The 11,181-nt window shown below is 54.9% G+C and carries 11 protein-coding genes and 3 tRNA genes; 7 read left to right on the top strand and 7 right to left on the bottom strand.

The annotated features are described in order from the left end of the window. Complete coding sequence (gene argA, locus ABIE11_RS12355; RefSeq protein WP_100779095.1) at nt 1-1,332, bottom strand: amino-acid N-acetyltransferase; 1,332 nt, start codon at nt 1,330-1,332, stop codon at nt 1-3. 228 nt (nt 1,333-1,560) lie between these two features. Here argA and amiC point away from each other — a divergent pair, with 228 nt between their 5' ends. Next, on the top strand, nt 1,561-2,814 hold the full coding sequence (gene amiC / locus ABIE11_RS12350; protein WP_100779096.1) for an N-acetylmuramoyl-L-alanine amidase AmiC: 1,254 nt from the start codon (nt 1,561-1,563) through the stop codon (nt 2,812-2,814). Nucleotides 2,815-2,903: 89 nt separating this feature from the next. Here the strand turns inward: amiC and ABIE11_RS12345 are convergent. From ABIE11_RS12345 to ABIE11_RS12335, 3 genes are all read right to left on the bottom strand, one after another. Then, a tRNA-Met gene (locus tag ABIE11_RS12345) sits at nt 2,904-2,980 on the bottom strand. Nucleotides 2,981-3,023: 43 nt separating this feature from the next. Further along, a tRNA-Met gene (locus ABIE11_RS12340) sits at nt 3,024-3,100 on the bottom strand. Between the two features lie 55 nt (nt 3,101-3,155). Next, nucleotides 3,156-3,232: transfer RNA gene (locus ABIE11_RS12335), tRNA-Met, on the bottom strand. Nucleotides 3,233-3,440: 208 nt separating this feature from the next. Here ABIE11_RS12335 and mltA point away from each other — a divergent pair. Both mltA and tcdA read left to right on the top strand, forming a co-directional pair. Then, on the top strand, nt 3,441-4,538 hold the full coding sequence (gene mltA, locus ABIE11_RS12330; RefSeq protein WP_100779097.1) for a murein transglycosylase A: 1,098 nt from the start codon (nt 3,441-3,443) through the stop codon (nt 4,536-4,538). Nucleotides 4,539-4,635: 97 nt separating this feature from the next. Then, complete coding sequence (gene tcdA / locus ABIE11_RS12325) at nt 4,636-5,442, top strand: tRNA cyclic N6-threonylcarbamoyladenosine(37) synthase TcdA (RefSeq protein WP_123428642.1); 807 nt, start codon at nt 4,636-4,638, stop codon at nt 5,440-5,442. Here the strand turns inward: tcdA and csdE are convergent. Together csdE and csdA are read right to left on the bottom strand one after the other, a co-directional pair. Beyond that, on the bottom strand, nt 5,433-5,879 hold the full coding sequence (csdE, locus tag ABIE11_RS12320) for a cysteine desulfurase sulfur acceptor subunit CsdE (protein ID WP_429184593.1): 447 nt from the start codon (nt 5,877-5,879) through the stop codon (nt 5,433-5,435). The genes tcdA and csdE overlap by 10 nt on opposite strands. After that, nucleotides 5,879-7,084 (bottom strand): cysteine desulfurase CsdA, encoded by a 1,206-nt coding sequence (csdA, locus tag ABIE11_RS12315; protein ID WP_429184592.1) that lies wholly within the window; start codon nt 7,082-7,084, stop codon nt 5,879-5,881. Before csdA ends, csdE begins: the two co-directional genes overlap by 1 nt. Before the next feature lie 191 nt (nt 7,085-7,275). Here csdA and ABIE11_RS12310 point away from each other — a divergent pair, with 191 nt between their 5' ends. From ABIE11_RS12310 to rlmM, 4 genes are all read left to right on the top strand, one after another. Next, nucleotides 7,276-7,503, top strand: a complete 228-nt coding sequence (locus ABIE11_RS12310; RefSeq protein ID WP_100779101.1) for a YgdI/YgdR family lipoprotein — start codon at nt 7,276-7,278, stop codon at nt 7,501-7,503. A 349-nt stretch (nt 7,504-7,852) separates the two neighbouring features. Continuing rightward, nucleotides 7,853-8,767 (top strand): glycine cleavage system transcriptional regulator GcvA, encoded by a 915-nt coding sequence (gcvA, locus tag ABIE11_RS12305; RefSeq protein ID WP_095283191.1) that lies wholly within the window; start codon nt 7,853-7,855, stop codon nt 8,765-8,767. A 45-nt stretch (nt 8,768-8,812) separates the two neighbouring features. Continuing rightward, the gene (locus tag ABIE11_RS12300; RefSeq protein ID WP_100779102.1) at nt 8,813-9,208 is read left to right on the top strand and encodes a DUF423 domain-containing protein; all 396 of its coding nucleotides are present in this window, start codon (nt 8,813-8,815) and stop codon (nt 9,206-9,208) included. Next, nucleotides 9,201-10,301, top strand: coding sequence for a 23S rRNA (cytidine(2498)-2'-O)-methyltransferase RlmM (gene rlmM / locus ABIE11_RS12295; RefSeq protein ID WP_100779103.1), 1,101 nt, complete (start codon nt 9,201-9,203; stop codon nt 10,299-10,301). Before ABIE11_RS12300 ends, rlmM begins: the two co-directional genes overlap by 8 nt. 75 nt (nt 10,302-10,376) lie before the next feature. On the opposite strand, the gene xni is transcribed toward rlmM, so the two are convergent. Next, nucleotides 10,377-11,132: a flap endonuclease Xni gene (gene xni, locus ABIE11_RS12290; RefSeq protein ID WP_102104662.1), complete on the bottom strand. Its 756-nt coding sequence runs from the start codon at nt 11,130-11,132 to the stop codon at nt 10,377-10,379. Between the last annotated feature and the right edge of the window lie 49 nt (nt 11,133-11,181).

Below are 11,181 nucleotides of genomic sequence, written 5' to 3'. Positions count from 1 at the left end.
TTAACTCAAGTCCGCCATCAGCACCTTCGAACGTCGCTGATAGTTGTACATCTCTTTTTTACTCTCCGGCAGCAAATCAATATCGACCGGTGTAAAGCCGCGTTCCTGGAACCAGTGAATGCTGCGAGTGGTCAGGACAAATAATTTATTCAGGCCGATCTGACGTGCCTGGGCGGCGACCCGCTCAAGCAGTACTTCGCCGCGCGAGGAACTGCGATAGTCTGGATGCACTGCCACGCAGGCCATCTCACCGATTTTCTCTTCCGGGAAGGGATAGAGCGCCGCGCAGGCGATAGTCAGGTTGTCGCGCTGGATGATGGTGAACTTGTCGATCTCCATCTCCAGCTGCTCGCGGGAGCGGCGGACCAGAATCCCTTGCTGCTCCAGCGGCCGAATAAGCTCCAGAATCCCACCAATATCGTTGATCGTGGCGCGACGAATCTGTTCCGCACTCTCCATTACAATCTGCGTACCAATACCGTCGCGCGAGAACAGCTCCTGCAACAGCGCGCCGTCTTCCTGATAACTGATCAGGTGGCTGCGACGCACGCCGCTGCGACAGGCTTTGACCGCGCCGCGCAGGAAACGCACGGTGCCGGAGTGGTAATCGCCTTCTGCTTCCAGCGCTTCAACGCGCGCCTGAGCTTCGTTCGGGAAAAGCTCCGAAACGATATCCCCTTGTTCGTTAAACACGCCCTGCGACGAGCAGAAACCGATCATCTTCTCGGCTTTGAGTTTGATCGCCAGCTGCGTTGCCACCTCTTCGGAGGTGAGGTTAAAACTTTCACCCGTCACGGAGACGGCAACCGGCCCCATCAGCACAATCGCGCCGTTATCGAGCTGGCGATGAATCGCCTCTTCGTCGATACGACGGATACGCCCGCTGTGGCAATAATCCACGCCATCATCCACGCCCAACGGCTGGGAAATAATAAAATTGCCGCTGACCACGTTGATATGCGCGCCCTGAAGCGGCGTATTGTTGAGGCTCATCGACAGACGCGCAGTGATATCGAGCTGTAAAAGCCCGGCTGCTTGCTTAACCAGCTCCAGGGTTTTGGCGTCAGTCACGCGGGTGTGCTTGTGATAAATCGGCTCGTGGTGGTGGGCCGCCAGATTGGCGTCGATCTGCGGACGCGCGCCGTAGACGACCACCAGGCGAATACCGAGGCTGTGCAGCAGACCGATGTCATTGACAATACTGGAAAAGTTCTCATGCTCAATGGCTTCGCCACCCAGCATGATGACAAACGTTTTTCCCCGATGGGTATTGATGTAGGGAACAGAATGGCGGAATCCCTGGACCAGTTCGGTTCTACGTTCCTTTACCACGGCACAACCCCTCAGTGAATGTTTATTCGTATTTTCTGTATTTTTATTCGATTATTGCCGCGCGCGCAACCCTAAATTCAGTGCAAACCAGACAAAAAATTAAGTGATGCGTGCCTTACTGCATGATTGTTTACCCTTTTATAGATGACAGGTTATGCATCATTCGCTAAAGTTTTCGGTCAATTTGGACGTTTTGTAGATAAATTCGTTTTCTTGCTCGGGAGAAGCATGTCGGGATCCAAATCAACAATAAGCCGCCGCCGCTTGTTACAAGGGGCCGGGGCGATGTGGTTGCTGAGCGTCAGCCAGGTTGCATTCGCCGCCGTCAGTCAGGTGGTGGCGGTGCGTGTCTGGCCGTCTTCGACCTATACGCGCGTGACGGTAGAGTCTAATCAGGTACTGAAATACAAACAGTTTGCGTTGAGCAATCCTGAGCGTGTGGTGGTGGATATCGAGGGCGTGAATCTGAACTCGGTGCTGAAAGGCATGGGAGCGCAGATCCGTGGCGATGATCCTTACATTAAATCTGCCCGCGTCGGCCAGTTTGATCCGCAAACCGTGCGCATGGTGTTCGAGCTGAAGCAGAACGTTAAACCACAGCTGTTTGCCCTGGCACCGGTAGCCGGTTTTAAAGAGCGTCTGGTGATGGATCTCTATCCGGCTAATGCGACGGACATTCAGGATCCACTCCTCGCCTTGCTGGAAGATTACAACAAAGGCGATCTTGAGAGGCAGGTTCCTCCTGCGCAGAGTGGCCCGCAGCCGGGTAAAGCGGGGCGCGATCGCCCGATTGTGATCATGCTCGATCCGGGCCACGGCGGAGAAGACTCCGGAGCGGTCGGGAAATATCGAACGCGTGAAAAAGACGTGGTGTTGCAGATTGGTCGCCGTCTGAAGGCGTTGATCGATAAAGAGGGCAACATGCGGGCGTACATGACGCGTAATGAAGACGTGTTCATTCCGCTGAAAGTGCGCGTCGCGAAAGCGCAGAAACAGCGCGCTGACCTGTTTGTCTCCATTCACGCCGATGCCTTTACCAGCAGGCAGCCGAGCGGTTCGTCGGTCTTTGCCCTGTCGACCAAAGGGGCGACCAGTACCGCGGCGCGGCTGCTGGCGGATTCCCAGAACGCCTCCGACCTGATTGGTGGGGTGAGCAAGAGTGGCGATCGCTATGTCGATCACACGATGTTCGACATGGTGCAGTCGCTCACCATCACCGACAGTCTGAAATTTGGTAAAGCGGTGCTGAGTAAACTCGGGAATGTGAACAAGCTGCATAAAAACAGCGTTGAGCAGGCGGGCTTTGCGGTGCTGAAGGCGCCGGATATCCCGTCGATTCTGGTCGAAACGGCGTTTATCAGTAACGTCGAAGAGGAGCGTAAGCTCAAGACCGCGAAATTCCAGCAGGAAGTGGCAGAGTCGATTCTGGCAGGGATAAAGGCGTATTTCTCGGATGGCGCGACGCTGGCCAGAAGAGGGTAGATGGTATGAGCCGGGTTCACGCCCGGCAAATCCACAAACGGCAGATACAAAAAAACACCCTTGAGGGTGTCTATTGTTTTTCGAAGAATTGGTTGCGGGGGCCAGATTTGAACTGACGACCTTCGGGTTATGAGCCCGACGAGCTACCGGGCTGCTCCACCCCGCGTCCGTCTTTCTTCTATTTTACGTACTACTGCTTAAAACTTGATTGGTTGCGGGGGCCGGATTTGAACCGACGACCTTCGGGTTATGAGCCCGACGAGCTACCAGGCTGCTCCACCCCGCGTCCGTCTTTCTACTGAGCAAAAACATCGTAGAAATTTACTGCATCAAATTTTAATTGGTTGCGGGGGCCAGATTTGAACTGACGACCTTCGGGTTATGAGCCCGACGAGCTACCAGGCTGCTCCACCCCGCGTCCGTGGATGCGCACTATACTCGGATAGGTTTTTGATGCAACCCTTTTTCTCATAAATACCAAAATTAGTATGTAAAATGAACGACATCGCCCTGTTCGGACGATTAATGCGCAAATCCTGCCTCAGGATGCGCTATCAGATTTCAATAGCCTGAGGGGTTTGTTATCTTCTTTATAGAGACTCAGGGCAACTTTAAGACGAGATATAATGAAAGGACGATGGGCGAAGTATCTGATGACGGGCGCAATGGTAGCGATTCTTGCGGCCTGCTCCTCTAAACCGACCGATCGCGGTCAGCAATATAAAGACGGGAAATTCACCCAGCCTTTCTCTTTAGTTAACCAGCCGGATGCCGTGGGTGCGCCGATCAACGCGGGTGACTTCGCTGAGCAGGTCAGCCAGATCCGCACCGCGTCACCGCGTCTGTATGGCTCGCAGAACAGCGTCTACAACGCCGTTCAGGACTGGCTGCGTGCAGGCGGGGATACGCGCACCATGCGCCAGTACGGCATTGATGCCTGGCAGATGGAAGGGGCCGATAACTACGGTAACGTCCAGTTCACCGGTTACTACACGCCGGTGGTTCAGGCGCGACACACCCGTCAGGGCGAGTTCCAGTATCCTATTTACCGCATGCCGCCAAAACGTGGCCGCCTGCCGTCTCGCGCAGAGATCTATTCCGGTGCGCTGAATGAAACGTATGTGCTGGCCTACAGTAACTCGCTGATGGATAACTTCATCATGGATGTGCAGGGCAGCGGGTATATAGATTTCGGAGATGGTTCACCTCTTAACTTCTTTAGCTATTCCGGTAAAAATGGCCACGCCTATCGCAGTATCGGCAAAGTGCTGATCGATCGCGGGGAAGTTAAGAAAGAAGATATGTCGATGCAGGCTATTCGCGAGTGGGGCGAAAAGCACAGCGAAGCGGAAGTGCGTGAGCTGCTGGAGCAGAACCCGTCCTTCGTCTTCTTTAAACCGCAAAATTACGCACCGGTTAAAGGGGCCAGCGCGGTTCCGTTGATTGGACGTGCATCCGTGGCTTCCGATCGTTCTATCATACCGCCGGGCACCACGCTGCTGGCAGAAGTGCCGACCTTGGACAACAACGGCAAATTCAGCGGTCAGTATGAATTACGCCTGATGGTGGCGCTGGATGTCGGTGGGGCCATTAAAGGCCAGCACTTCGATATTTATCAGGGCATTGGTGCGGATGCGGGCCATCGTGCGGGCTGGTATAACCATTATGGACGCGTATGGGTTCTCAAACCCGCAGCAAGTGCTGGCAACGTTTTCAGCGGCTGATTGTGGTAATCTAGCGCGTAATATTTACCGCCTTCTCCTGTGATGGAGAAGGGCAGGGTGAGGATAAAACCTCACCCTTTTTACATCCTGAGGTCTTATGTCTGCGTTAATCAGCGATGCCTGGCGTCAACGTTTTGGCGGTACGGCGCGTTTATATGGTGAAAAAGCCCTGCAACTGTTTGCGGATGCGCACGTCTGCGTAGTCGGTATTGGCGGAGTCGGCTCCTGGGCGGCCGAGGCGCTGGCGCGAACCGGCATTGGCGCGATTACTCTTATTGATATGGATGATGTTTGCGTCACCAACACCAACCGTCAGATCCACGCCCTGCGCGATAACGTTGGCCTGGCGAAAGCAGAAGTGATGGCAGATCGCATCCGCCTGATTAACCCGGAATGTCGTGTCACGGTGATTGATGATTTCGTCACCGCCGATAATGTGGCGCAATACCTGGGCACCGGCTTTAGCTACGTGATTGACGCAATCGACAGCGTGCGTCCGAAAGCGGCCCTGATTGCCTATTGCCGACGCTACAAGATCCCATTAGTGACCACGGGCGGGGCGGGCGGTCAAATCGATCCGACGCAGATCCAGGTGACGGATCTGGCGAAAACCATTCAGGATCCGCTGGCGGCTAAACTGCGTGAAAGGCTGAAAAACGATTTTAACGTGGTGAAAAACAGTAAAGGTAAGCTGGGCGTAGACTGCGTGTTCTCAACTGAAGCGCTGGTCTATCCGCAGGCAGATGGCTCCGTCTGTGCCATGAAAAGCACCGCAGAAGGGCCGAAACGAATGGACTGCGCCTCGGGCTTTGGCGCGGCGACAATGGTCACCGCAACCTTTGGTTTTGTCGCTGTCTCTCATGCCCTGAAGAAAATGATGGCCAAAGCCAACCGTCAGGCCTGAACCTGACGGGCGGCGTTCAGCACCGCTTCGCTGAGTGCGAACAGGCCCTGGCTGCGTGAGGCGCTCAGTTGCCCGCGTAGCCCCAGCTCGTCAAACAGCGCCAACGGATCGCCTTCCAGCAATTGCCGGGCGCTTTTGCCTTCCACGGCGGTGAGCAGCACTGCCAGTAAACCGCGCACGATCCGCCCTTCGCTGTCGCCAAAGAAATGCAGCTTCTCCCCGGATGTCGTGACACCCAGCCAGACGCGATTTTCGCAGCCTGGAATTTCTTTCGCCTGCGCTTTTAACGCATCAGAAAGTGTGGGGAGTTGCTTGCCCAGTAAAATCAGCTGGCGGTATTTATCTTCCCACTGGGTGAGCGGGAGGAACGTTTGTCTCAGCGTCTCTTCAGTGATCACGCTGCCGAAAGGGTGCCCGGCTAAGGATGAGCTCGTCATTAATCCACCAGGAGTTCAAGGGCGCGATCGACGGCCGCCACCAGGGCATCAACGTCGCTTTGCGTGTTGTAGGGGGCAAACGAGGCGCGCAGCGTGCCACTGACGCCGAGTGCCGCAAGCAGCGGCTGTGCACAGTGCTGCCCGGCGCGCAGGGCGATACCGTATCCGGCCAGCAGGGTGACCATATCGCTGTGGTGCACACCGGCAAAATCAAACGCCAGCAGGCTGGAATCCTGGACGCGGAACGAGCGGAATCCGGGACGTTTTTTTAACTCTTCTTCTGCAAGTGTGGCCAGCCCACGGCTCCAGCTCTCGGCTTGTTCGACGTCCGTCTCTGCAAGCCACTCCAGCGCGGCGCTCAGCCCTATCACGCCCGCCACGTTTGGCGTACCGGCTTCGAGGCGGTAAGGGATCTCCTGGGTTTTGAAACCGTCAAAGGTCACTTCGGTGATCATCTTTCCGCCGCCCAGCCACGGGGTCATTTGTGCCAGCAGTTCCGGTTTGCCATACAGCGCGCCGATCCCGGTTGGGCCGTAAAGCTTATGGCCGGAGAAAGCGTAAAAGTCGATATCCAGTTTGCGGACATCTGCCGGGAAATGCACAACGCCCTGCGCGCCGTCGACCATCACAACCATGCCGTGGCGGTGTGCCATTTCAACGGCACGGGCCAGATCCGGGCAACCGCCGGTGACATTCGACATTTGTCCGAGAGCCAGAATTCTGCTGCGCGGGGTGATAAGCTCGGGTAAACGCCCGACATCGGGCAGTAAATCCGCGCCCAACGGCAGTTTTACGATCCGGGCGCCCGTTTGTTCCGCGACCATCAGCCACGGCACTAAATTGGCATGGTGCTCAGCCTCGCTCACGATAATTTCGTCGCCCGGTTGCAGGAGCGGGCGAGCATAGCACTGGGCGACCATATTGATTGCCTCGGTGGTGCCACGCGTCCAGACGATATTTTTACCGCTTTCGGCGTTGAGCAGTCGCGCGACCTGATCGCGGGCGGCCTCGTAGCGCGCGGTTAAACGCTGCGCCTCGGCAAACTGGCTGCGATGCACATTCCCGGCGCTCAGGCTGTAGAACTGATTTGTCGCGTCAATCACAGCCTGCGGCTTGAGCGCTGTGGCGGCACTGTCGAGATAAACACCGGCATCGGCCAGCGCCGGAAACTGTGCGCGAAAATGCGCAGGACTGAAAGCGTTCATGGAATTCCTCATATCAATATGGAGATCGTCGCGCAATTTCGGCGGCAGGGCAAGGTTGTTGATCGCTATCGGAATTGTCTGTTTGTCCTGGCAGGTCTGGAGAAGCAGGTTATGCTGAATAGTGTTAGGTGAATGTTTTAGCCTGTTTTAAAACTAGGATTGAATAGCATTAATTGCTAAAGGAGAAAATTATGAACAAGACTGCCGCAATCATTTCTGCCTGTGTATTTACTTTTGCCCTGAGCGCATGTTCTGGTAACAACTACGTGATGCATACCAATGATGGCCGAACTATCGTCTCTGACGGGAAGCCAAAAACCGATAATGAGACCGGGATGATCTCGTATAAAGATGCGAACGGGAACAAGCAGCAGATCAACCGTACTGACGTGAAAGAGATGGTTGAACTGGATAAGTAACAGATTTTAGACCAAAAAAAAGCACCGCAAATAGGCGGTGCTACATTAATCACTATGGACAGACAGGGTAAATGTACAGGAAGTGAAAAAAGGGTAGCTTCGCTACCGTGATCTGAATTGCAGACCAATTGCAAACACAACAACACAACATCACAACCGTAAGCCAAAAGCCCTTCAGAACACGCATTCCAAAAAAAGCTTTTCGTTCCGGCTCAGGAAGTGCCGCCACTATAGGTATTTGCTGGTAGTTCCTCAACGGACAAATTATAATGGCTCAGATAAAAAAAACTAATAGGTTAAACGTTGTTTCCTATGTGTTAAATACCTTTAACATCTAAGCCTAATACCCATGTCGAAGCGATTACCACCCCTAAATGCATTACGCGTTTTTGATGCTGCAGCACGCCATCTGAGCTTCACGCGCGCGGCCGATGAGCTTTTTGTGACGCAGGCCGCAGTAAGTCATCAAATCAAGTCTCTGGAGGATTTCCTGGGGCTTAAGCTGTTTCGCCGCCGCAACCGCTCCCTGCTTCTGACGGAAGAAGGGCAGAGCTATTTTCAGGATATCAAAGACATTTTTTCCCAGCTCACTGAGGCGACGCGCAAACTGCAGGCGCGAAGCGCTAAAGGTGCGCTGACGGTCAGTTTATTGCCCAGTTTTGCCATTCACTGGCTGGTGCCACGACTCTCTAGCTTTAACTCAGCTTATCCGGGAATCGACGTCAGGATCCAGGCGGTGGACCGTCAGGAAGACAAACTGGCGGACGATGTCGACGTCGCTATTTTTTACGGTCGCGGCAACTGGCCGGGCTTGCGTGTTGAAAAATTATACGCAGAATATCTCCTGCCGGTGTGCTCCCCGCTGCTGCTGACCGGCGACAAAGCGTTGAAAACGCCTGCCGATCTGGCGCAACATACACTTTTACATGATGCTTCCCGCCGTGACTGGCAAACTTATACCCGCCAGTTGGGTCTTAATCATATTAATGTGCAGCATGGCCCCATCTTTAGCCACAGCGCGATGGTGTTACAGGCTGCCATTCACGGACAGGGCGTGGCGTTGGCAAACAACGTGATGGCCCAGTCCGAAATTGAGGCAGGCCGCCTGGTCTGTCCGTTTAATGATGTTCTGGTCAGCAAGAATGCGTTTTATCTGGTTTGTCATGACAGTCAGGCAGAACTGGGTAAAATAGCCGCCTTCCGGCAGTGGATACTGGCGAAGGCGGCACATGAACAAGAAAAATTCCGCTTTCGTTATGAGTAATCATCTCTTTTGTGTGCCGGGCACGCATAACTTTAGGACAGAAACATGACCAGCCGTTTCATGCTGATTTTTGCCGCGGTGAGTGGCTTTATTTTTGTCGCACTGGGCGCGTTCGGCGCGCATGTGTTGAGCAAGACCTTAGGGGTCGTCGAAATGGGCTGGATTCAAACCGGCCTTGAGTATCAGGCATTTCACACGCTGGCTATTTTTGGGCTGGCGGTGGCAATGCAGCGTCGCATTAGCATTTGGTTCTACTGGAGCAGCGTTTTCCTCGCACTGGGGACCGTTCTGTTCAGCGGCAGTTTGTACTGCCTCGCACTTTCACATTTGCGCCTTTGGGCGTTTGTTACACCCGTCGGCGGCGTCAGTTTCCTCGCCGGGTGGGTATTGATGTTTATCGGAGCTATCCGTCTGAAACGCAGGGGCGTTGTTCATGAGTAAGGTTGTTTTATATTGTCGCCCGGGGTTTGAGAAAGAGTGCGCCGCGGAAATTACTGACAAAGCGTCACGTCTGGAAGTCTTCGGCTTTGCCCGCGTCAAAGAGCACTCGGGCTATGTGGTGTTCGAATGCTATCAGCCTGACGATGCGGATAAGATCGTTAGCAAGTTACCGTTCAGCTCGTTGATTTTTGCCCGTCAGATGTTTGCCGCGGGCGAACTGCTGACCGATTTGCCGCCAGAAGATCGTATTTCCCCTATCTCCGGCATGCTGCAGGGCGTGGTCGAGAAGGGCGGAGATCTGCGTGTTGAAGTGGCTGACACCAACGAAAGCAAAGAGCTGATGAAGTTTTGCCGCAAGTTCACCGTTCCGCTGCGCGCTGCGCTGCGTGAGGTGGGCGTGCTGACAAACTACGAGACGCCAAAACGTCCGGTGGTGCATGTCTTCTTTATTGCGCCGGGCTGTTGTTACACCGGTTACTCCTACACGACGAACAACTCGCCGTTTTATATGGGTATCCCGCGTCTTAAATTCCCGTCCGATGCGCCAAGCCGTTCTACGCTCAAACTGGAAGAGGCGTTCCACGTCTTTATTCCTGCCGATGAGTGGGATGAGCGCCTGGCGAACGGGATGTATGCCGTGGATCTGGGCGCGTGCCCTGGCGGCTGGACCTATCAACTGGTCAAACGCAACATGTGGGTTTCGTCTGTCGATAACGGCCCTATGGCGCAAAGCCTGATGGATACCGGGCAGGTGACCTGGCTGCGTGAAGATGGTTTCCGCTATCGCCCGACCCGTAACAACATCACCTGGATGGTGTGCGATATGGTGGAGAAACCGGCGAAAGTGGCCGCGCTGATGGCAACCTGGCTGGTGAACGGCTGGTGTCGCGAGACGATCTTCAACCTTAAGCTGCCGATGAAAAAGCGCTATGAAGAGGTCTCTCAGAATCTGGCGTATATCCAGGAACAGCTGAATGCCCAGGGGATCAATGCTGAAATCCAGGCGCGTCAGCTTTATCACGACCGTGAAGAAGTGACGGTACACGTCCGTCGCTGGTGGGCTGCCGTGGGTGGACGTCGCGACGAGCGATAACGCCTGTCTGTGTGCCCGGTAGCGCTATGCTTACCGGGCAAACTCAAGGCCGCCCGGCAACTTTCTGCCCTGAACCTACCGCTCCAGCCGCAACTGCTGCAAATTCCCGTCTAACTGCAAATCCGTCTGTAACCGCGCCACATCCCGGCAGATAAACGCCATCTCTTTATGCGCTTCCAGCTTCTTGCGCCACTTCTCGGGAACATTCTCCAGGTGGGCGTAAATCCCCTCCAGATCCTGAAAATCCGTTAACAGCTGCGCAGCACTTTTGGGGCCAATCCCGGCCACGCCCGGCACTTTCGAGCTGCTTATCCCGGCAAGCCCCCAGTAGTCAGGCAGCTGTTGCGGCGAGACGCCAAATTCACTGGCGATAAAAGGGGCATCGAGCCAGCGCTTTTGAAAGTAATCGCGAATACGAATGGTCGGTGAGAGTAGCTGGCAGTAGCCTTTGTCGGTGGAGACGATGGTGGCCTGATGCCCGGCGCCCGCAACTTTTATCGCCAGCGTCGCGGCCAAATCGTCGGCTTCGTTGCCATGCGCGCCCCAGCACGGTACGCCGCGCGTTTCAAAGGCGGCGCGAATGGCGGGCATTTCGGCGTGGAGATCGTCGGGCATCGGTGCGCGTCCGGCTTTGTAATCCGGTAAACGCTGGTGCCGCCAGCCTGTGTTACGTGCTTCATCGTCGAAAACGGCCACTGCGTGAGTGGGCTGGCTGTGGCGAATAAGCTGCTCCAGCGCATGCAGGCAAGTGTCCTTGCAGGGTGTGCCTTGCACCGCATGAATACGGCGAATCAGGTTGAGCGCGTCGACAATAAGCAAATGAACAGCCACAGATAATCTCCCTTCTGTTAATGAATAAAGGGTAACACTGTCAGCAGGA

It is taken from the genome of Lelliottia sp. 489 (assembly GCF_050435885.1).
Classification (GTDB): Bacteria; Pseudomonadota; Gammaproteobacteria; order Enterobacterales; family Enterobacteriaceae; genus Enterobacter; species Enterobacter nimipressuralis.
Note: the sequence above shows the minus strand (reverse complement) of the source record. Positions and strands in the feature narration are given on the sequence as shown.

Coding starts and splice junctions, on each gene's coding strand:
- amiC (WP_100779096.1), top strand. CDS start 1,561: ATGTCGGGATCCAAATCAACAATAAGCCGCCGCCGCTTGTTACAAGGG.
- mltA (WP_100779097.1), top strand. CDS start 3,441: ATGAAAGGACGATGGGCGAAGTATCTGATGACGGGCGCAATGGTAGCG.
- tcdA (WP_123428642.1), top strand. CDS start 4,636: ATGTCTGCGTTAATCAGCGATGCCTGGCGTCAACGTTTTGGCGGTACG.
- csdE (WP_429184593.1), bottom strand. CDS start 5,879: ATGACGAGCTCATCCTTAGCCGGGCACCCTTTCGGCAGCGTGATCACT.
- csdA (WP_429184592.1), bottom strand. CDS start 7,084: ATGAACGCTTTCAGTCCTGCGCATTTTCGCGCACAGTTTCCGGCGCTG.
- ABIE11_RS12310 (WP_100779101.1), top strand. CDS start 7,276: ATGAACAAGACTGCCGCAATCATTTCTGCCTGTGTATTTACTTTTGCC.
- gcvA (WP_095283191.1), top strand. CDS start 7,853: ATGTCGAAGCGATTACCACCCCTAAATGCATTACGCGTTTTTGATGCT.
- ABIE11_RS12300 (WP_100779102.1), top strand. CDS start 8,813: ATGACCAGCCGTTTCATGCTGATTTTTGCCGCGGTGAGTGGCTTTATT.
- rlmM (WP_100779103.1), top strand. CDS start 9,201: ATGAGTAAGGTTGTTTTATATTGTCGCCCGGGGTTTGAGAAAGAGTGC.